Raw genomic sequence first — 19,411 nt, forward strand, 5'->3', positions numbered from 1 at the left:
CGGTGTCGGACCCTAGCGGGCGGCGGCCGCGGTTCAACGGCGGAGCGCTGTCGCAAGGGCATCGACGGGGTCAAGTTTTCGTGAGGGCGGCGTTCGCCGTCAGCCGCGCTCACCCTCGGCCCGCGCAGGGGCGACGGCGCGGCGGCCGGCAAAGGCGCGCAGCATCGCGGCACAGAGCGTGAGCGCGCCGATGGTCCCGCTCGCCTGGCACTCGGCCACCAGCGCCTGGAACGTCGCGGTCTCGTCGACGGCCATGGATTGCAGGCTCCAGCGCCAGTCGGGCGCCTTCTGCCGGAGCAGACCAACAGCGACGTCGATATTGGCGCTGACCGTGCCCAGCGTCTTCCACAGCGCGCCTTCCTGATAGATGCCGCCCGGCGGGGTGCGGCGACCGACCAGATGGCTCGGCTTGCGCCGGACATTGAAGCCCAGCGCCTCGTAGATGTCGGCGTCGAGGGTGCGGTCGGGCTTGCGCGCGGCTTCGCAGCGATCGGCGAGAGCGAGCAGATGTTCGGGGCGGTGCATGCAGGCCTGGTTTCGAGCGGGGAGGTCGGAGCGATCGTCGCTGCGAGCCGTCGGGTCTGCGTTACGCAAGATGGAGGCCCGACCAAGGCCGATCCGCTGCGTGGGGTGCATGCCCAGGCTTCGCGGAGCGGGCAACGGGCCCGAATGGTGCCGGCGGAGAGGATCGAACTCCCGACCTTCGGTTTACAAAACCGCTGCACTACCGCTGTGCTACGCCGGCCCCTGGGGCGCTTCTAGGAGCGAAGCGGCCCCGAGGCAACCCTGGAAAAGGCACGGAGCCAATGGTGCCTCGAGAGCGTTGGGTTCTCTTCCTGAACAGCCGATTTCCCTGGCGTGGTGCCGGTCTCGTCGCCGCACACTCCGCACTGACGATCCAGTTATGTGCCGGCTAACAGCGACGCCGAGAACTTGAGTACGCGACGGACAGCGCGCACAGCGAAACACTGCACGGCATGTCGACACCCGAATGCCAGGCAGGTATGATCAAGACATCGATTTTTGCGTGAAAGCAACGGCGTCTTGCCAGACAATACGACCCCTGAGAACGATCTGGCAGAGATCGCCAAGCTCATTGCACGTTGTGCTGAGCAGGATGCGCAGTTGGAGTCCCTGCGCGAGTCAAGCCGTCGGGAATTGAAGGAATCGACCGCCCTGCTTGACGCGCTGATCCGTTCGTCGTCCGAAGTTCGCTATCGGCTGAATGGGGACTGGAGCGTTCTGCATCAGCTCCAAGGCGGCGGATTCATCCCGGATACGGAAAGCGGCAACAGCAACTGGTTCGAGCAGTACATTCCCAAAGAGCATCAGGATCTCGTTCGCGCCGAGATCAATCGCGCGATCGAGCAACGGGATACCTACAATATCGAGCACAAGGTCAACCGCGTTGACGGCACGGTCGGATGGGCACAGTCCAGAGCCGTCCCGATGTTCGACGAGACCGGTGCCGTCTCAAGCTGGATGGGGGCCGCATCCGACATAACGCTGGCGAAGACCGCTGAGGAAGCACAGCGGTTGCTCAATTTGGAGCTCGCCCACCGGATGAAGAACACGTTGGCGATGGTCCAGGCCATCGTCAGCCAAACCCTACGCAACGCTGCTTCCATTGAGGAAGGCCAGAGGGCCATCAGCGCACGGCTGGAGGCGTTGGCGAGGGCGCAGGATATCCTCACGCAGACCGAATTTACGGAGGCTCAGGTCCAAGAGGTCGTCGATGCGGCGATCTTGCCGCATCAGCACGCCAGGCACCGGATCGATGTCGGCGGAGCTCCCGACACACTGAGACCTCAGGAAGCTCTCGGATTGTCGTTGGCGATCCATGAACTGACGACCAACGCCATCAAGTACGGTGCCCTGTCCAATGAGAATGGCCGCGTCAGGATCAGATGGGCAAGGCCCAGCGGCGCCTTCGTCTTCGAGTGGTTTGAGAGCGATGGGCCAGCTGTGACCGCGCCCGCCAATCGAGGCTTCGGTTCCCGGTTGATCGAGCGGATCGTGGCCGCATATTTCGAGGGTGAGGGCAGCCTCCATTTCGACCCTGGCGGCGTTCGGTTCACCTTGGTCGGCAAGCCTCAGTCTTAACGCGCCTGGTCGCTCCGCCGACGGGGCAGATCAGACACCGTCCTTTGCAGCGCGCGCGCCCCTGCCTTGGGCCGGCGCATGAAGCTCGGCAGGCCTTCAGCCGCTACAGGCAAAAAGGCCCCGCCTGGGTGAGGCGGGGCCCGGGTGTCGTCGAGAGGCGAGCGTCGCTCAATTCTCGTGGGTGGTGATGTCGCGGTCCTTGGTCTCGGGCACGAGCAGCATGCCGATCACGAAGGTCGCGAGGGCGAAGACGATCGGGTACCAGAGGCCGTAATAGATGTCGCCGGTGCCGGCCACCATGGCGAAGGCGGTCGCCGGCAGCAGGCCGCCGAACCAGCCATTGCCGATATGGTAGGGCAGCGACATGCCGGTGTAGCGGATGCGGGTCGGGAAGAGCTCGACCAGCGCCGCAGCGACCGGGCCGTAGACCATCGTCACGTAGATGATGAGGATGGTCAGGATGCCGATGACCGTCAGCGACTGCGCGCTGAACAGGGCGCTGAAGAAGCCGGTCCTGACGATGCGCGCATCGCCCGGGGCCGGGTAGCCGGCGGCGACCGCTTCCTTGGCGATGGTGGCGGCGAAGGTCGCGTCGATGGCGAGATCCTTGCCGTTGATGGTGACCTTGGCCGGGGTGCCCGCGGGCGCCGGAGCCTGGGTGTAGACGATGGCCTGGGTGGCCAGCGTGCGGCGGGCGACGTCGCAGGGCGCGGTGAAGGTGCGGATGCCGACCGGGTCGAACACCGAGCCGCAGGTGGCCGGGTCGGCGACGACCTGGACCTTGACGTTCTCATGCGCGGCGGCGAGGCCCGGATTGGCGGCCTTGGTCAGGGCGCCGAACAGCGGGAAATAGGTCAGCGCCGCGATCAGGCAGCCGGCCAGGATGACGGGCTTGCGGCCGATCCGGTCCGAGAGCGAGCCGAAGAAGATGAAGCCGCCGGTGCCGACGATCAGGGCCCAGGCGATCAGCACGTTCGCCGAGTAGAGATCGACCTTCAGGATGCTCTGGATGAAGAACAGAGCGTAGAACTGGCCGGTGTACCAGACGACCGCCTGGCCCATGGTCAGGCCGAACAGCGCGATCAGCGCGATGCGGGCGTTCTTCCACTGGCCAAAGGCCTCGGTGAGCGGTGCCTTCGAGCCCGTGCCCTCTTCCTTCATCTTCTTGAAGGCGGGGGATTCCTGCATCTGGAGCCGGATCCAGACCGAGATGGCGAGCAGGAAGATCGAGAGCAGGAACGGAATGCGCCAGCCCCAGGCGGCGAAATCGGCCTCGCCCATGTTGACGCGGATGACCAGGATGACGAGCAGCGACAGAAGCAGCCCGAGCGTCGCGGTGGTCTGGATCCAGGAGGTGTAGAAGCCGCGGCGGCCGGGAGGGGCATGCTCGGCGACATAGACCGCCGCACCGCCATACTCGCCGCCGAGCGCCAGGCCCTGCAGCATGCGCAGCGCGATCAGGATGACGGGAGCCGCCCAGCCGATCGTGGCGTAGCTGGGCAGCAGGCCGACCAGGAAGGTCGAGGCGCCCATGATCACGATGGTGACGAGGAAGGTGTATTTGCGGCCGATCAGGTCACCCAGGCGACCGAAGAACAGCGCGCCGAAGGGGCGGACCAGGAAGCCGGCGGCGAAGGCGAGCAGCGCGAAGATGGCGCGGGTGTTGGGGTCGAAGGCCGAGAAGAAATGCGCGCCGATCATCACGGCGAGCGAGCCGTAGAGGTAGAAATCGTACCATTCGAAGACGGTGCCGAGCGACGATGCGAGAATGACGCGCTTCTCTTCCTTCGTCATGGGGCGTGGCGCCGTCTTCGCCCCCGATACGTTCGCTGCCATGCTCATGGCGATTCTCCCTGCGAGGTCCAGGGCAGCGGGACGATTCCGCGCTGCCTGACTGCCCACCGTCCTTGTTCGACGTGATTTCGGCTTCGGCGGAGGCGAAACCAGAGGCTCGGCAGTCCGTCGGCGACAGCAATGCGCGCGGAAAATTTCAAGTTCAATCAAGCACTTGGTCTTGCACAGTTCGTCGTACGACGATCGTCTCAGGGGGCGGCCGGCGCGTCGTGGAAAGGCATCGCGCGTGGGGGCGGCGCGTCCCAAGGGGGGACGCAGAGGCGACGAATCCGCTTTCGCCACAGGACGATCTGCCTATAGTCGGTGGCGGAGGCCTGAGGATGCGGATGAGGAGGAGCGCCATGATGCGCGCCACGACGATCTGTCTCGGCCTGATGATGATGGGCCTTTGCCTGCCCGGTGGGTGGGGTTCGGCCCAGGCCGCAGGGCCGGCGACCAAACCTCTCGCGACCGCCGCTCCGAACGTCCAACGCGGTGCAGCCGTGCACCAGCGCCTGACCCGCGAGCGCTGGGTCCGCACCGATGCCGGACGTTTCCGCGATGGCCATGGCCGCCGCTTCGGACGCGGCCCGCTGGCCGCGGTGGGCTATCCGGGTGCCTGGGGCGGCCCGTCCGGCGGCATCTCCTCCCACGCCCTCGATGCGCCGCGCCCTGTCGACCGCCAGTCCTTCGAGCATATGCCGGTGCGGATGGGCATTGCCCGCGCGCCGACGCCGGAACCGACGCTCTACCGGCTGGAGGGGCGGCGCGACCGCCCGGCGACCCGCGTGATCCGGATCAGCGATCCCGAGCCGCGGCAGGGCCGGCGCACGCGCTTCGCCCATGCCGAGACGGGCGCGCTGCTGCTGATCGTGCCCGGCCGCTGAGGCCGGGCCGGCTCAGCGGCGCCGGCTGGCTGCGTAGAGCGCGATCGCGGTGGCGTTGGAGACGTTGAGGCTGGTGATGGCGCCCGGCACCTCCAGCCGCGCGACCTGATCGCAGAGTTCGCGCGAGCGCTGGCGCAGCCCCTTGCCCTCGGCGCCCATCACCATGACGAGCGGGCGCGTCAGGGCGACGTCCTCGAAAGCGGCCTCGCCATCCGAATCGAAGCCGATGCGCTGGAAGCCGCGCTTGCCGAGTTCGGCGAGCGCGTCGCCGAGATTGCGCACGGCGATCAGCGGGACATGCTCGAGCGCGCCGGAGGCCGACTTGGCGAGCACGCCCGTCGCCGCCGGAGAGTGGCGGATGGTGACGATCACCGCCGCGGCGCCGAAGGCCGCGGCCGAGCGCAGGATGGCGCCGACATTGTGCGGATCGGTGATCTGGTCGAGCGCCAGCACGATGGCGTCGTCGGGCAGGCTGTCGAGATCAAGCGAGGGCAGGGGATCGCAAACCAGGTAGAGCCCCTGATGCACCGAATCGGGGGTGAGCAGCCGGTCGATCTCGGACGGGCGCACGATCTCGGGTTCGAGCGGCAGGTCGCCGACCTCCTCCTGCAGGCGCTTGAGGCCGTTCTCCGTGGCGAGCAGGCGGCGGTGGCGGCGCTCGGGATTGCGCAGGGCCTCGATCACCGGGTGCACGCCGTAGAGCACCGCCTCGTCGATATCACCGGGGCGGTGGTGCAGGGTGCCGTCGGCACGCCGCGGACTGGTCTGGCGCGGGCCGTCGCCGCGCGGACCCTCGCGGCGCGGCCGATCGCGATCCGGTTTGGGGCGGAACGGGGCTGGCATGACGGTTCTCCTGCGGTGCTGCCGCATGCCCTGACATGACATCAACGGCTTGACCAGCCGGGAAATCGAGGGGGCTGTTCGCCATGCCCGAGCGGCAGGCGGCTTTTTGGCGTTGACAGGGGGCGGCCCGGTCACCATAAGTCCGGCCGCGCCTGTCGCCGTCACAGCAGTGACACGAGAGAGACGCCTGCGGCCTCGCCGCAAGCGGCGCGGGCGGGGGAATGTCCCGAGCGGCAAAGGGGGCGGACTGTAAATCCGCTGGCTATGCCTTCGCAGGTTCGAGTCCTGCTTCCCCCACCATTCCCGAACAGAACTGCGAACCACGCCGCGACCAGCGGCGTGGTTGCGCAAGGTCTTTTCGAAGTTGTCGTTCTTGCCAACAACGCGGATTTTTTTCGGCTCGACGATGATGACGTCGACGATGGCTCCGAGCCATGCCTTGCGGGCCTCGATCGGCCCGTTGGTGAGCCGCTCGGACAGAGCAGCGACGAACTCTTGGATGACGGCGGCGTCAAATACCGGTTGCGTGGCAAGGCTGGCCTGAAGGCGTTCGAGCGCGGCCTTGGATAAATCTCGTCGGTTGCGAAGATCGCGGAACCGACTTTGCAGAGAGAGCTCGGCGGCGTCGAGGATGCCACTCTCAATGCCACGATAGAGATTGCTGAGGGCTTTCTCCGCGTCTGCGGCTTCCTGTTGAAGCTCAGAGACCCGCCGATGGACTGACGTCTGCCGTCCAGCCTGGCGGGCTTGAAGTGCAGTCAAGATGCTGGCGATGCGATCAGGCGTGACAAGCCAAGCAACGACGGCTGCCATCACGCGCTGTTCCGATTCCTCGCGGCGCACTGGTTTGCCCAGCTGGCAGGCAGCAGCGCCCTTGTTGATGGCGCGTGCGCATCGGTAATAGCCGTAACGGCCTCCATTCTGAGAAGTGCCGCTCGATGGCGTCATCGCTTTGCCGCAACAACCGCAGCGGATCAGGCCGCCAAAGAGCGACGGGGCCGCATCGAGGCGGGGACCGCGGATCGAGGGCTGGCGCTCTGCCAGGAGAAGCTGCGCCGCGTCGAAAACCTCAGGTGCTATGATCTGAGGGACAGCGTATTCAACGATCTGGTCGTCCGCCTTCTGAACGCCATTCTTGTCGAAGGTATTCCACGGCCGCGTGCCGGTGTAGGCCTCGCGCGTCAGCATCTCATGGATGGTGCTGGAATAGAACTCGTTACCGCGCCGCGTCCGGTACCCAGACATGTTGAGGTGCTCAGCGATGGAGCGCACGCCCAATCGGCCGGACGTTCCATCGCCCGACGTGGCGAGCTGGAAGACGAGGCGCACGATCTCAGCCTCGACAGGATCGATGACGAGCTTGCGCTTGACCGCCCGCCCGATCTGCTCGGCATCGGCTGAACGATAGCCGAGCGGGGCTACGCCACCATTCGAGAAGCCTAGTTTGGCCGTGGCTGTCATGCCGCGCATCGTGCCGATCTTCGCGTCATTGGATTTCATCTGATTGGCGATGCCGAGCATCAGCCGGACGAATTCACCGCTTTGGGGATCGGTGATGTTTTCAGACATGCTCCTAACGGCGACGCCATGTGCTGCCAGTTCAAGAACCGTCTTTTCCTGGTCAAAGACCTTGCGGAAGCCGCGCGAGATTGAGTGCACGAGAACAGCGTCTACCGAGCGCGTGCCGTCCTGACAGCGCGCGAGCATCTTCTGAAGCTCGGGGCGATTGAGAGAACTCGCGCTCTCGCCAGCGTCGCAGTACGTCTCAACAATATTCCAGCCGTGTCGTGCGCAGTAGTCCAGCATTTGCGACCGCTGTTCCTCTAGAGATAGGCGGTTTTCCGCTTGCCGGTCAGTGGATACGCGAATGTACAAAACCACACGGCAGGCTGCCGGTGGCGCGATTGGGACATTGCTGGGGCGTCGGATCCTACGAGGCATCTTCAGTCCTTGGGTCAAAAGGCGGCGAGCGCGGCTCGCCGCCTGATCTGTCCTCTCTACCTGGAAATGATAGCTTGGTACTGCAGCTTGAGCTCCGGCAGGTCAGCCCGGTCGAAATAGCCCGGCAGCAAGTCGGGCATGCACCCCGCGTGCTGAGGAGGGCGCGCCTGCGGCATCATAAAGTCCGACCTGTCGAGCACGAAATCAACCGACTTGAAATAGTTCTTGCGGCCCCGCGCACCGCAGGCGTGGGCCAGCATCAGAAGGAACGTCGTGGCCGTGAACTCGGAGACGTCGAGGAAGATCCGGCTGTTATGGTCAACCATCCAGAACTCGAGCGTGACCTCACCGTCCTGACGCACCCACTCGGCGTGGATCTTCACGGAGCCGATGTTGAGCGCATGGTGCCTAACGGTCTCATCTGACCAGGCCAACTGCTTGATCAGGACCTCCAGCAAGTTGACGTCGAGCCTGTCGGCGCTGCCCGCCTCGCTTCCCTTCGCAATCGACGACATCACGCTGGGGTCGATCAGCATGCGATAGCCGCGGCCATCGAAGCAGTCGATCTCGTCCTGATGGTACTGATAGAGGTACCCGTCGGGGATCGGTATCTCGGGCGCTTTGAGCGTCCGGCGCAGCAGCTTCCAGATAGCCGACATGAGGGCCGCGCCCCGCGCGATGGCGTCCTCCCCGTTGAAGGCGCGGCCCCACCAGACGAAAGTCAGGAAGTCGCGTTCGTAGCCATGACGCGACACATACCAGGTGCGCTTGAGCTCATCTTCGGTCATTATCGTTTCCTTTCGTCGGGTTTTTGCTTGAACCGTCATGCGAAAGGGACTTGCTGGAAGCGCGACGAAGGATCGCATCGATCACGTCGTCGAAATATCGCTCCAGGACATCGAGCTCAGCTGTCGAGATGTCAGCCGGATCGATCTTCTCGAGGATGACCTCCCGAAGTTGGTCGTCAGCTCGCGAAGATCCCTTCGCGACCGGCGGGCTCGAGTAGGTGGAGGTCGAAGCAACGCCAGGCTGGTCCAGGCGCCGTGGCGCCAGTTCCGCTCGCTGGTGTTGATGTTTTCGACCCGTAACCACGTCGCTCTCCCCGATCCAGGGAGAGGCTGACTGGCGAGACCCGAGGCCGCCACGGATCTAATCGGAAGAGGTCAAAATTGTTGGATTCTGCTTTAGTTCACGGCGCTTGGAATGTTTTGCTCTGGCCTTGCTGATGGCAGAGGATCAACTCGCCCGTGAGTCCGGCGAGCCCGTAGGATGCGTCGATGCTATCGTAGATCGACCTGAGCGCGAATTTCACTTTCCTGACGTTGGGAAAGCAGATCACCTTCAGGATGTTGCCGGCGCTGGGGCTATACAGCTCTTGAAGGAGATAGCGCGCGACCTCCCAGCGTAGGTGCGCAGGCTCGCCTCGCTCCAGCTGGCCAGCAAAAACGGCGAGTTCGAAAAGCCGATAATAGTCGATCTTGCCGGGTTCGCCATGATACTGGACCCAGATACGGGATGCCACGATGCCGGTGATGCGAGACAGCTTGGCCATTTCGGTGATCCGCATGACAGGTGGACTGTCGATTATCCTCTTCGACATGTTCTCGTCGCTGGGACGGCTACCATTATTCACCTGCTTCATGATAGCACGGAGCCCGCTCGGCCCTGCCGCTGCAGCAACTCGAGCCCGTCCGACCAGGGCGATATTGGCTTTTTGGCGCTGGATGAGCCGGTCAAGCCCTTCGATATCGTTATTAGAGGCCAGGCATCGAGCCTGGTTCGTCAGAAGATAGCCTTGATGGGTCGGAGGAACTTTAGCCTCGCGCTTCTTCGATAGGGAGCGGCCATCGGGGAGCAGCGTGTCTTCATTCGCAGGACCCACGTAGATCCCCTTCAAAAGCTCGACTGTGGAAGGCGAGGCCTCCGGACGATTTTTTTTTATCTCATTGCGCACGGCTATGGCATCGGCCCTGGCCTGGGCCAGAACGTCGAGGTCGGCGATCTGGATCGCTTGGACGGCGCGCAGCTCATTTTCAAGGTCGGTGTGGTGAGGTGCGCCCGCTACTCCGCCTTTGAAAGGATTGGTGGGGCCGGGATCAGATGGATTGATCTGAACTTTGATGAAGTCACCGGCCGGAGCTCTGCTGCGGATTTCCTTGGGCGCGAGGTAGGGATGCCGCTTCCAGAATTTGGTCATGACGTGTCCTTTCAAGGCGAAATCAGGCCGAATCAGAGAACAAACCATATACGATTTTGCGGCTACGCCCCCCGTTCGCCCTCGCCCTTGAAAGCAATAAAGGATCGGTTGTTGGTAATAATATTAATGGAAAGATACTTTATTCTATAAAATTTTACGATTTATGGTCATGGTAGTCGCATTCGTCAGAACGCAAGCCTCTCACTAGATATCATTGACCGCTGATCACTGTGGATATCTGGATCACCATTTTGTTTCCCATTTTAATGAACTCCCGGATGCGGACTTTACTCCTGCCATCCACGATCTGAACGTCGTTGGAGCGGTCGAATGAGCGGTTTGCAGGATAACGCTAGCGGGCAGGGCGCCGGATCGCCTCCCTCTGCTCAGTTGGAAGGCAATGACAACTTATCCATTCCGGCGAGGGGCACGACGGCCCGCGGAGATCGTGATCTGAGCTCGCCGCAAGCAGCCGCGCCGAGCTCACCGTTCAGCGCCCATCAGCTCAAGAAAATCGTATTCGAGCCGCTCGATTTCGTCGTGCAGGGCCTCGTTCCAACGGGGTTGACAATTCTTGCAGGCTTACCCAAAGCGGGCAAATCTTGGCTCAGCCTCGACATGGCTTTGTCTGTCTCACGAGGCGTGGGTTGCCTTGGCGAGCGCATGTGCCCGAAGGGAGAAGTGCTTTACCTCGGCCTTGAGGATAGCGATCGTCGCTTGCAGATGCGCCTGGAGCAGATGCTGGGCAGGGGGCCTGCTTGGCCACGAGGGCTATTCTTCAAGACCGATTGGCCACGTGCCGACGAAGGCGGGGTCGATCTGTTGAGATGTTGGGTCGCCGAGGCCACCAACCCCCGCCTCGTGATCATCGACGTCTTCGAAAAATTCAGGAGCCAAGCAGGCCGTCAGGGCAACAGCTACCAGCGTGATTACCAGGATCTCGCGCCGCTGCAGGCTCTGGCGCGCAACCGCGGGATTGCCATCGTTCTCGTGCATCATCTCCGAAAGACAGGATCGGGTGGCGATCCTTTCGAACGCATCACCGGCTCGACAGGTTTTACCGGCTCCGCCGACACGATCGTGATGCTCGATCGAGGACGAGCCGGAACCCGCTTGTATGCGCGCGGGAGGGACATCGAAGATGTCAGCGAGTCCGTCGCCTTCGACACGGGCGCGATGTGTTGGCGCGTCGTGAAACATGCCGAGCCCGTTAGCCTTTATCAGGAGAGGGACCGCATTATCTCGTTGCTCCAGGGAAGCGGCGATCCTATGTCTCCGTCCGCCATCGCCATAGCGCTCGGGCAGACATCATCGTCTATTCGAACGATGCTTTCCCGGATGAACGAGCGTGGCGAGATACAGAAGGCTGGTCGCGGGCGATACACAGCAATCGCGAGGGCCGCTTGAGCTGCGCTATGCCGTTGAGGGTGTAACACTGGCAACATCAGTAACATCTGCCACGCCGGTATCGATTGCGACGTGTTCGCGGCCGACATATGCGGCGAGGGTCTCTGTTTGAAGTGGGCGCGGTCTACGGGGCCCACGCCCACCTTATTCGTCGCAGCCGTCACCGCTGGCTGCGGCAGCGCCAGCCATGCTGACTGCCGCACCGGCCCGGCATGACGGCGTCGTGGATGATGCGCTCGACGATGCCGACAAGGCGGCCAACCGATACAGTGAAGATCGAGAACGCTGTTGCCCCCTGTCGGCTCTTGAGCCGATCGAGGGCAATATCCAGTCATGGCGTGCCAAGTGGGCGCCCATGGCAATTGGGCAGGTCCGGAATTAAACGTTTCCGACCCACTCGCCGAGCTTGACGCCGAAGAACAGATCCGGGGCGCCCCGCGAAACGATCGACGTGAAGGTGAACCCATGCCGGATCGCGGCTTGCATATGCAGCGGATCGGCCGTCCTGGCCCGCCCATTGATGAGTTCCTGCACCGCGAGCTTGGCGTCGCGATCCCCGGTCCCGCGCCGCGCCGGCCAGACCGCGATCTGGGCACATGCAAGGTAGCCAGCGATGAGTGCGCCCTCGGCCGCGAGCCGCGTCCGATGCATGGACGGGCTGGGACGAAGCGCTTCCGCGAAGAGGCGATCAGCCGCGGCGAAGTAGTCGCGCGCTTTCTCCAGCACGGCCCTCATGTCGAGCCCCTCAGCCGCGAAGGCAGCCAGCACGGGCAGCTGCGCGGGCGTGTAGATTTCACGGTTGGGAAGGCTCGCGACTTCGGCCTCGAGGTCGAACCCACTGACGGGCCAGGGGTAGAGGGCACTCTCCCGGTCGGAGACGTCGGGCTGGCGCGGCACGGCGAGCTGACCCGGACTGAAGGCGGCCTGAGCGATGCGACCGCGCAGGAAGTCACCAGTGCCCTGCCAGCTTTCAAGCCATTTCCGGGTCGGCTCCATGGCGACCTTGGCGTCGACGTCGTCAATGCTCTCGACAGGGAAGATCGCGACGATCATCGCATGCGCGCCGGCGATGGTGAGCAGGGCGATGCGTTCGAGCGCGCCGACGCCGTCCTGGCTGGCGCTCCAGCCATAGGCGCTGCGATGGGCCTCTGCCTTGACGGCGGCATCGCGCAGGTCCGGCCTCGACTGACGCAGCGCTACCATGTCGGCGATCGCGGGGTCGTCATGAAGCCGGGCGAGGATCGCCGTGATCGGATCGGCGTGCTCGCGGATCTCGCGATCATCCTGCGGTACGGCCTGGAACTCGAGTTTGTTGGTCATTTGAAAAAAAGTCCTGTTTTGGGGGTGACAACCAGTCGGCTGCATCTCCTGCCTCTCAAGCCAAAAGGGCGCCCCGCAGCAGGGCGCCCCTTCCTGTCGTGGTTCTATCGGGTGCTCAGGCGAGAGGATGCGCCGCGAGCATCTCGCGCAGGGATTCGCCCATTTTCCGGGCCAGCGTCAGCGTTGCTGCAAGACGCGGCGTCGGGTGCGGGATGACGTCACCGGCAAGCCTGGACCAGCACTCGATTTCGGCGTGAGCCGGAGCGACCGCGATGCGAAGGAGCGCGATCCGGGTCTGGAGCTGCGCGCCCTCGAGCGCCATGGCGATGTCGTCATGCGGCTGGCGTGCGAGGTCGCCGTCCACGAGCATCGCCGCCAGCCGCGTGGCGGCCCGGGAGTGAAGCCCGACGTCGCGGTAAAGGGCCTCGAAGTCCGGGACCTGCACGACGAAGGCGCGCAGAGATGACGCGTCCTCGAGGCGATGAGCGGTCGCAGCGCTCTGAGCCGAGGCCAACTCGCGAGAACGCGACACGGCGTGGGCGAGCGCGTTCGTAGCGACGGCCCCGGCTGCGATCGCCGAGAGGGTTTCGATCCCGAACGCCGCCCGGGCGATCGGTTCGAGCGTCGAGTCATCGAGTTCCTTGACCGCCCGGAGGAGGGCAAAGCCATGCTCGCGCTGCGCGTGCCGATCAGCAGCCGTACGGGCCGGCAGCAGCGCGAGCGCGAGCGTCGCCTCCTCGTTCAGGATGGCCAGGGCATGCGGCGTCGCGACGTGATCGCGGACGAGGTAAGGGGCGGACACCTGCGCCAGCTCGATGAAGCGCTCGAGCTCGGCGGTGCGCTGGGTGCAGCGCGCGGCGATGGCGACGAGCGAGGGGCTGTTGCGGATGAACCCGGCATAGTCGTGGTCGCTCGGGCTCGTGAGGCTCAACGCGGCGAGCTCGCCGACCACGGGACGGATCGTGTTGTCGAAGGCGATGTGGTGCAGGGAGATCGGGCTGGAATGGCTGCTGGCGGTGGTCATGTCTGTCTCTGGATCGATGATGGATGAGGATGCGAGGAGGAGCCGGGCGCGGCGGTGGCGCCCGGCGCGAGCGATCAGGCCACGGCCGTCTGCGGGCTTACGGATTTGGTCTGATGCCGCAGCGCATGCTGGCTCGGGCTCGCCCAGCTCTGGCAGGCGGCGGGCGCGATGCCGGTGACGTGCTGGAAGAGGATCTGCTCGATGATGGTGAGCAACCGATCGGCGTCCTCGCCACGAGGGCGGAAGAGGTAGAGCTCGTCGGCGGGCGAGATCCGCGTCGCGCGCCCGAAGCGATATACCGTGGCGCGCTGCGCATCCTTCGGCGCAAGGCCGAGCAGCGCGCAGTGCGCCGTTCCCGCTGGCGAGACCAGCCACCCGTTGAGGGAGGCGTTCTCCATCGCGGCGTGGAGCCGCTTGTCGAACTCGCGGGCCGGGAGGTCGTGCGGGAGAACGACAGAGATCGCGCGCGGCTGCAGCTCGATCGGCGCACCAGCCTTGGGTGCTCGGGTTGGAAGGATCTGCTGCAGCATCCACGCGTTGAAGCCGAGGTCGTTGATCGGCCCCGCGGACGTCTGGCGGTACGATCCGTAGCGGTCCGCATTCATCGCCCTGAGGCGATCACGGGGATCGGCGCACTGTGTCGAGGACACTTTGTAGATCGGCAACTGGAGATCCCGGGCGACGCCGAGGAGACCGGTGCGGACGCCCGGCGTCGCGTAGCTCTGGCCGCAGGCGCCAACGTAGACGTTGACGCGGTACCCCGCCTGGTAGGCTTCGGCGAAGCGCGACTGGCTGAAGGCATCGGCCGGAAGGGCGGCGATGCCATCGCCGCCGATGTGCTCCCAGTCGGTCGGGTACCACTTCGTGACAGCGGCGGCGGAATGGGCAGGCTGGATCGGGCGGCCGATCCGGTCCGAGGTCTTCTTGGTCGACATGGTCTTGAGCTTTCTTTGCTTCTGGTCGTGCACAGGTCCCTGGGGGTTCTTTTCCCAGAGCCTGCGTCCTTCGATTTCCCCTGGTTCGTCGGTCTTGGGTCTCTTCACCGGGACTGTGATGCAGCCGGCTACTGACCGGCTCGGTCCCGTTCGCCCCTCGCGGCGAGGAAGCCGATCGGCCGCGCCTGCGCCGCGCCGGCGACAAGCGTCTCGGCCGCGACGATGTCGCCGAGAGTGAGCGCGTCGCGCCCGTCAGCGGCGGCGAAGCCGAACGCCACACGCAACAGCTTGCCGAGGCGGCGCGGATTTTGCCTCGCGGCCCGACGCAGCACGTCCTGCGTGGGCTTGGCGACGCAGCCGCGCAGCTCGGCGACGATGTTGGCGGCGATCAGCCCGGCGACGGCAAGAAGCGCCTCGTCACGCGGCTGGGCGATGGTGAACACCGTCAGCCGGTCGATGATGAAGTCCGGCAGCGCATCGACATCATTGGCCGTGGCGACGAAGACCACGCCCGACAGATCGAACGGCACCCTGACAAATTCGTCCATCAGCGCGCGGCTGGTCTCGCCTTCGAGGACGGTCAGGAGGGTATGGTAGGGCTTCTCCGAGGAGTGGGTAGAGAGCTTGTCGACCTCATCGAGCAGGACGACCGGCTGGGCCGTCGATCCCATGGCCATGGCCTCGGTCAGCTGCCCCATGTGCGCTGCCTTCCACGACGTCGGGTGACCGACGACCAACGCCTGTGCGTCGCTGTTTGTGGCGCAGCTGATCGCGTGGATCTCGGTCCCAAGCGCGCGGGCGATCAGCTGGCTTGCATGCGTCTTGCCTGTGCCGGGCGGGCCCAACAGCAGGATCGGCGGGACGAAGAGCGGCGTGCCCGTGCGTTTGGACAGGAGCGTGGCGCGGATGACGAGGTCGATCACCGCCTCGAAGCCCGGGCAAAGCCGGCGCGTCTGCGTCAGGGCGGCAACTATCCCGTCGGTGCCGAACAGTTGGGGTCGGCGACCCTCCTGAGAATCATGGTAGAGCGCGACCAAGCGGTCGAAGCGGAGCTGGTCGGACTCCGAGAAGCTCGGCAGCGGCGAGCCGAGATACTCTTCGCGGTCGCCATACCAACGGCGCCCGATCATCAGCTCGATCTGCCGGATGACAGCCGCGTGGTCGAAGACAGGGATGGAAGAGACGATGTCGACAGCGGGCTCGGGGATGGAAGCCTCGGCTGGCGGCTCCATTGCAAAAGGCGACTCTTCCGTTGCGAGCACCAGGTTCTCCACGTCAGCCGGTTTATAAACACGGCGTTCTGGCGAGCCCTTGCGTCGATGGGTGGTCATGTCTGGTTGCGTCCTACGTTCCGCGACGGGAGCGTCCTGTCGCGGGGTAGCCGGTCCGGCCCTCCACGCGCGCGGCTCGAACGGAAGACAGGCGACGCCTCGCGGCGCCGCCTGTCGGTCTCAAGGCTCGGTGAGAACCCGATCTAGCCGCGAGGTGGATGGGCTGCCGCCATATCGCGGAGCCGGTCGCCAACGGAGATCGCCAGGATCAGCGTTGCCGCAGCCTGCGGCGGCGCCTCGTTGATCGCCGCGTAGACGTGCTCGAGGGCGGCATCGCGGTCGGGCAGGTGCGTCGCAAGCGCCAGCCGCGCGAGCGCGATGTGGCGCTGCAGGGTCGCACCCTCAGCCGCCGCACCCGTCAGCCCCCTGTCCTCCGGCGAGAGGTCGCGGCGACGCAGGCTGGTCCTGAAGCGGCCGGCCATCGCGTCATGATGCTGCGCTTCGCGAACCAGCGTGTCGATATCCGGCTGGGCCTCGAGATAGGCCAGCAGCGTTCCGCGCTCCTCCAGCTGGTGGATGGTGGCTTTGCTCTTGGCGCCCGTCCCGAGCAGCCGGCTGATGTAGGAGAGAATGTCCGAAGTGACCTCTTCGGCGTCGATGTCGCCGAGCTCGAAGGCGATCTCGATGACCTCACGAAGTTCGTTGGTTTCCGGTTGCTCGAGCCTGCGAAGCATGGCGTGGCCCTGCTCGCGCCGGGCATGGCGGTCTGCGCCGCTCCGGGCAGGGATCAGCGCCACAGCAATGCTTGCGACGGAGTTGAGGCGGACGACAGCGTGGAGCTGGCCGACATGCCGGAAGAAGATGTCGGGGTCGCTGCCGTCGGTCAGCGCGATGAAGCGCTCGTGCTCCTGGGCGTGCTGGAATGCGCGCGTGGTCATCGCGACGATGGCCGGCAGATGGGAGAGGAATCCGGCATAGTCGCGCAGAGTCGGCGCGCTCAACGTCACTGCGGCGAGTTCGTCGATGACGGGACGCAGGGTCCTGTCGATCCTGAGGTCGCGTAGGGTCGCTGGCGCCCGCTCGCGATGAGATTTGGTCATGATATGATCGTCCTGGATTGTCGGCCTGAGTTCCCGGGGGTGTGTTCCCCTTCGCCTCGCCAATTCCTCGTCTCGCCCTTCTCGAGCCGTTCCCGTGCCCCGTCATGAGAAAAGGGCGCAAACCTCGCGGCCGCGCCCTTCCTGTCTTCATCGTCTGCGGAAGATCCTCAGGAGGCCGCCAGGACGGGTATGTCCTCCACCCCTTGTGGCAGCGCATCGCGGCGCTGCAGGAGCCAGGCCCTGATCTCATCGAGGGCGGCCAGCGAGCCAGGCTCGATCGTCGCGGCCAGTTCGTCGCAGCGCGTCAGCGCCTTGGGGATGGTCAGCCATGGCACCTCGTCCTCCGTCGTGAGGCGGTGCCGCATCCAGTCCTGGCCCCGGCGCCAAGCCTCGGGCGAGAGTGCCTCCGGCGCGTTCAGGAAAATCTGCCGGAGCGCCAGGCTTCGCAGCCTCGGGTCGCGGATATGCCAAGTGGCGTGATGCTCCCGGAACTTCCACTCGATCTCGTGGAAGCGCCGGCAGGCGGCGACATCGGCGTCCAAGACGAAGCCGCCCGAATAAAGCTGCGCTTCGGGCCAGGGCGATGCCTCGCGATCGGCGTACTGGACCTCGAGCGCGAGGGCGAGCTGACGAAGGAATGTCGGGTGCGCCCACACCGCCCTGGCCCGATCGCGATAGACATCACCGGGTTCGGGATCGACAAGGGCATGGGCGGCCTGGTGCCAGGCGAACAGGATGGGCATGGCGTTCGTCTTCACCTGCCGGATCGGCGAGCGGTTCGACCGGATCCGGACGAGCAGGTCCGGGGCGGCCAGGTCGATGAACCCGACCGGGTCCAGACTGAGGTCGATGCAGACCCGGGCATTGGGATTGGTCGGAGAGCCAATCGTGGGCAGCACCGGCGTCAGGCGGGAGGTTCCGCCCAGGATCAGCGGCTCTCCCGGTTCCATCAGGGCGATCGGGCCTGATTTCTTGGCATGACCGAGCATCGTCGCCATTGTCGTCGGCGCCCGGTCGAGCAAGAGCATGAACAGCTCGCGGGTTGCCCTGACATCGGCGAGGGCGTCATGGGCGTCGTCCTGGCTGAGCGCGATTCCATTCGCCCTACACACCTCGCCGAGCTTGAGCACGGCCTTGCCGGCGGCATCGCGCGGGATCACGACGGCCTCCGGTTCGACCATCACGATCGCGCGCAGGCTCGTCAGCACGTCCAGTCGGCCGTGACCTGTCATCGAGGCGGCGTAAGGCGGAAGCAGCGTCTGGAAGAACGACTGCCGAACCATCTCATCGTCGAACCGAATATTATTGTAGCCGACTAACATAGTAGGCTTGCAATCGGCGAGGAGGCGGGCGATCTGCGCCATCATCTCGAGATGGCTCAGCGGCTGGTGTTCCAGCATCGCCGGTGTGATGCCGGTGATGAGCAGCGCATCCGGCGACGGCACGACATGCACGGGCAAGCGGCAGCGCAGCGTCAGCTCGCGCCGGACACGGTGATCGGCGTCGGTCTGGACGAACGCCGCTTGCAGCGGCATATCGACGCAGGGACCGAGTCCGGACGCCTCCAAATCGAAGTACAGGAATCCCATGGCGATCACTGCGTCCGGCCGAAGGGCTGGTTGAGCGGCATGAGCACGATGTTCAGGTGCTCGGCGTCGGCCTTCATCGCCCTCTCGATCATGACGACGGCGTGCGAGCGTACGATCTCGCCCTCGAGCTGACCCATGGCTTCATAAGCATGGACCTTCAGGGCTAGTACCTCGCGCAGCTGCGTGGGGGCCTCAGCCATCAGCAGCGCCATCCGGCGCGCCGCGATCCTCGCGCCTTCGGCCAGCTGCCGGCCGTTGAGGCCATGGTCGCTGAAGATGCGCTCGGGCACCTTGCCCAACAGCATCGCATGCGCATGGGCGGTTTCCCATTTGAGGAAGAGGGCATCGGCACTCTGCGGGGACGCATAGGCCCTCGCGTACAACCTCATCTCGCTGTCCTCCGGCAGCGCCTCGTCGCCGCCGGCAAAATTCTTGTTCATCATCTTTTAGTCCATAAGAGCGCGGACCCGGGGGCCCGCTCCATGGGCACTTTTTCCGGGGGTGACCCCTAATGGGTTCCGCTTCCTCGCTTCTCCCGCTCACGACGATCGATACTTCGGACCTCCGCCCTTGAGATCGAGCGCACCGATCTTCCGTAGCAAACGGACAAATTGGCCCATTGCTGACCTGTTGAAGGTCTGCTCCTGGGCGGTGCGATGAAGACGCCAGTCAGCCGTAGCTGGCCTTGTCCTGGACGTTGGGAAGGTCCTTCGTCACCACTGATCAGACTTAACCATGGCGCCAGTTTTTCCTGACACTCTATGCAGAAAAATCCGATTGGCTGACGGGCTCCTCTGCGGCTAGGCCTTGCTCGAAAGCCTCTACACCGCAGCGGTGGATTGGTTCAATTTGGCGGCCCCTCGCTATAGGAACTCGCCATGAAGCGGAGCGGTGCAGATCCCTTCACGCAAATGATGCAGATTTTGATGGACGTAACGCTTGGCGACGACGACCCTTTCCG

Annotated in this window: 16 protein-coding genes, 2 tRNA genes and 1 pseudogene; 5 read left to right on the plus strand and 14 right to left on the minus strand. The window is 64.7% G+C overall.

Annotated features, from left to right (window positions below; translation table 11 throughout):
• Nucleotides 1-99: 99 nt before the first annotated feature.
• On the minus strand, nt 100-636 hold the full coding sequence (locus tag SJY11_RS12540; RefSeq protein ID WP_376986954.1) for a hypothetical protein: 537 nt from the start codon (nt 634-636) through the stop codon (nt 100-102).
• A gap of 34 nt (nt 637-670) precedes the next feature.
• Nucleotides 671-745, minus strand: a tRNA-Thr gene (locus tag SJY11_RS12545).
• Between the two features lie 278 nt (nt 746-1,023).
• On the opposite strand from SJY11_RS12545, the gene SJY11_RS12550 reads away from it, so the two are divergent.
• Nucleotides 1,024-2,103 (plus strand): sensor histidine kinase, encoded by a 1,080-nt coding sequence (locus SJY11_RS12550; RefSeq protein ID WP_376986955.1) that lies wholly within the window; start codon nt 1,024-1,026, stop codon nt 2,101-2,103.
• A 168-nt stretch (nt 2,104-2,271) separates the two neighbouring features.
• Here SJY11_RS12550 and SJY11_RS12555 read toward each other — a convergent pair whose 3' ends face one another.
• A complete protein-coding gene (locus SJY11_RS12555) occupies nt 2,272-3,945 on the minus strand; it encodes an MFS transporter (protein WP_376986956.1) in 1,674 nt (557 codons plus the stop codon).
• Between the two features lie 353 nt (nt 3,946-4,298).
• Here SJY11_RS12555 and SJY11_RS12560 point away from each other — a divergent pair, with 353 nt between their 5' ends.
• On the plus strand, nt 4,299-4,823 hold the full coding sequence (locus SJY11_RS12560; RefSeq protein WP_376986957.1) for a hypothetical protein: 525 nt from the start codon (nt 4,299-4,301) through the stop codon (nt 4,821-4,823).
• 12 nt (nt 4,824-4,835) lie between these two features.
• Here the strand turns inward: SJY11_RS12560 and rlmB are convergent, their stop codons facing one another.
• On the minus strand, nt 4,836-5,666 hold the full coding sequence (gene rlmB, locus SJY11_RS12565; protein WP_376986958.1) for a 23S rRNA (guanosine(2251)-2'-O)-methyltransferase RlmB: 831 nt from the start codon (nt 5,664-5,666) through the stop codon (nt 4,836-4,838).
• 215 nt (nt 5,667-5,881) lie between these two features.
• Between rlmB and SJY11_RS12570 the strand changes: the two genes are divergently transcribed.
• Nucleotides 5,882-5,966 (plus strand) — tRNA-Tyr (locus SJY11_RS12570).
• Nucleotides 5,931-6,236, plus strand: coding sequence for a hypothetical protein (locus SJY11_RS12575; protein WP_376986959.1), 306 nt, complete (start codon nt 5,931-5,933; stop codon nt 6,234-6,236). Before SJY11_RS12570 ends, SJY11_RS12575 begins: the two co-directional genes overlap by 36 nt.
• A gap of 291 nt (nt 6,237-6,527) precedes the next feature.
• Here the strand turns inward: SJY11_RS12575 and SJY11_RS12580 are convergent.
• The 3 genes and pseudogenes from SJY11_RS12580 to SJY11_RS12590 all read right to left on the minus strand — a co-directional run.
• A pseudogene (locus tag SJY11_RS12580) lies at nt 6,528-7,607 on the minus strand (recombinase family protein); the annotation flags it as partial.
• Between the two features lie 56 nt (nt 7,608-7,663).
• Nucleotides 7,664-8,395, minus strand: a complete 732-nt coding sequence (locus SJY11_RS12585) for a hypothetical protein (protein WP_376986960.1) — start codon at nt 8,393-8,395, stop codon at nt 7,664-7,666.
• A 401-nt stretch (nt 8,396-8,796) separates the two neighbouring features.
• Nucleotides 8,797-9,804, minus strand: a complete 1,008-nt coding sequence (locus SJY11_RS12590; RefSeq protein ID WP_376986961.1) for a hypothetical protein — start codon at nt 9,802-9,804, stop codon at nt 8,797-8,799.
• Between the two features lie 330 nt (nt 9,805-10,134).
• On the opposite strand from SJY11_RS12590, the gene SJY11_RS12595 reads away from it, so the two are divergent.
• Entirely contained in the window at nt 10,135-11,211 is a 1,077-nt protein-coding gene (locus SJY11_RS12595) for an AAA family ATPase (RefSeq protein WP_376986963.1), read from the plus strand.
• A 378-nt stretch (nt 11,212-11,589) separates the two neighbouring features.
• On the opposite strand, the gene SJY11_RS12600 is transcribed toward SJY11_RS12595, so the two are convergent.
• From SJY11_RS12600 to SJY11_RS12630, 7 genes are all read right to left on the minus strand, one after another.
• Nucleotides 11,590-12,576 (minus strand): hypothetical protein, encoded by a 987-nt coding sequence (locus SJY11_RS12600; protein WP_376986964.1) that lies wholly within the window; start codon nt 12,574-12,576, stop codon nt 11,590-11,592.
• A 70-nt stretch (nt 12,577-12,646) separates the two neighbouring features.
• Complete coding sequence (locus SJY11_RS12605; RefSeq protein WP_376986965.1) at nt 12,647-13,555, minus strand: hypothetical protein; 909 nt, start codon at nt 13,553-13,555, stop codon at nt 12,647-12,649.
• A 74-nt stretch (nt 13,556-13,629) separates the two neighbouring features.
• Nucleotides 13,630-14,490 carry a hypothetical protein gene (locus SJY11_RS12610; protein ID WP_376986966.1) on the minus strand — a complete coding sequence of 287 codons (861 nt, stop codon included), beginning with the start codon at nt 14,488-14,490 and terminating at the stop codon, nt 13,630-13,632.
• A 128-nt stretch (nt 14,491-14,618) separates the two neighbouring features.
• On the minus strand, nt 14,619-15,821 hold the full coding sequence (locus tag SJY11_RS12615; protein WP_376986967.1) for an AAA family ATPase: 1,203 nt from the start codon (nt 15,819-15,821) through the stop codon (nt 14,619-14,621).
• A 143-nt stretch (nt 15,822-15,964) separates the two neighbouring features.
• The gene (locus tag SJY11_RS12620) at nt 15,965-16,861 is read right to left on the minus strand and encodes a hypothetical protein (RefSeq protein ID WP_376986968.1); all 897 of its coding nucleotides are present in this window, start codon (nt 16,859-16,861) and stop codon (nt 15,965-15,967) included.
• Between the two features lie 167 nt (nt 16,862-17,028).
• Complete coding sequence (locus SJY11_RS12625) at nt 17,029-18,450, minus strand: exonuclease domain-containing protein (protein WP_376986969.1); 1,422 nt, start codon at nt 18,448-18,450, stop codon at nt 17,029-17,031.
• 5 nt (nt 18,451-18,455) lie between these two features.
• Nucleotides 18,456-18,893 carry a hypothetical protein gene (locus tag SJY11_RS12630; protein WP_376986970.1) on the minus strand — a complete coding sequence of 146 codons (438 nt, stop codon included), beginning with the start codon at nt 18,891-18,893 and terminating at the stop codon, nt 18,456-18,458.
• Nucleotides 18,894-19,411 lie beyond the last annotated feature (518 nt).

The sequence above is a fragment of the Allobosea sp. R86505 genome (genome assembly GCF_042466375.1).
GTDB lineage: Bacteria > Pseudomonadota > Alphaproteobacteria > Rhizobiales > Beijerinckiaceae > Allobosea.

Bases quoted from the DNA above. Each gene is read 5' to 3' on its own strand.
- SJY11_RS12540 (WP_376986954.1), bottom strand. From the start codon at position 636: ATGCACCCCACGCAGCGGATCGGCCTTGGTCGGGCCTCCATCTTGCGT.
- SJY11_RS12555 (WP_376986956.1), bottom strand. From the start codon at position 3,945: ATGAGCATGGCAGCGAACGTATCGGGGGCGAAGACGGCGCCACGCCCC.
- SJY11_RS12560 (WP_376986957.1), top strand. From the start codon at position 4,299: ATGATGCGCGCCACGACGATCTGTCTCGGCCTGATGATGATGGGCCTT.
- rlmB (WP_376986958.1), bottom strand. From the start codon at position 5,666: ATGCCAGCCCCGTTCCGCCCCAAACCGGATCGCGATCGGCCGCGCCGC.
- SJY11_RS12575 (WP_376986959.1), top strand. From the start codon at position 5,931: ATGCCTTCGCAGGTTCGAGTCCTGCTTCCCCCACCATTCCCGAACAGA.
- SJY11_RS12585 (WP_376986960.1), bottom strand. From the start codon at position 8,395: ATGACCGAAGATGAGCTCAAGCGCACCTGGTATGTGTCGCGTCATGGC.
- SJY11_RS12590 (WP_376986961.1), bottom strand. From the start codon at position 9,804: ATGACCAAATTCTGGAAGCGGCATCCCTACCTCGCGCCCAAGGAAATC.
- SJY11_RS12595 (WP_376986963.1), top strand. From the start codon at position 10,135: ATGAGCGGTTTGCAGGATAACGCTAGCGGGCAGGGCGCCGGATCGCCT.
- SJY11_RS12600 (WP_376986964.1), bottom strand. From the start codon at position 12,576: ATGCAGCCGACTGGTTGTCACCCCCAAAACAGGACTTTTTTTCAAATG.
- SJY11_RS12605 (WP_376986965.1), bottom strand. From the start codon at position 13,555: ATGACCACCGCCAGCAGCCATTCCAGCCCGATCTCCCTGCACCACATC.
- SJY11_RS12610 (WP_376986966.1), bottom strand. From the start codon at position 14,490: ATGTCGACCAAGAAGACCTCGGACCGGATCGGCCGCCCGATCCAGCCT.
- SJY11_RS12615 (WP_376986967.1), bottom strand. From the start codon at position 15,821: ATGACCACCCATCGACGCAAGGGCTCGCCAGAACGCCGTGTTTATAAA.
- SJY11_RS12620 (WP_376986968.1), bottom strand. From the start codon at position 16,861: ATGACCAAATCTCATCGCGAGCGGGCGCCAGCGACCCTACGCGACCTC.
- SJY11_RS12625 (WP_376986969.1), bottom strand. From the start codon at position 18,450: ATGGGATTCCTGTACTTCGATTTGGAGGCGTCCGGACTCGGTCCCTGC.
- SJY11_RS12630 (WP_376986970.1), bottom strand. From the start codon at position 18,893: ATGATGAACAAGAATTTTGCCGGCGGCGACGAGGCGCTGCCGGAGGAC.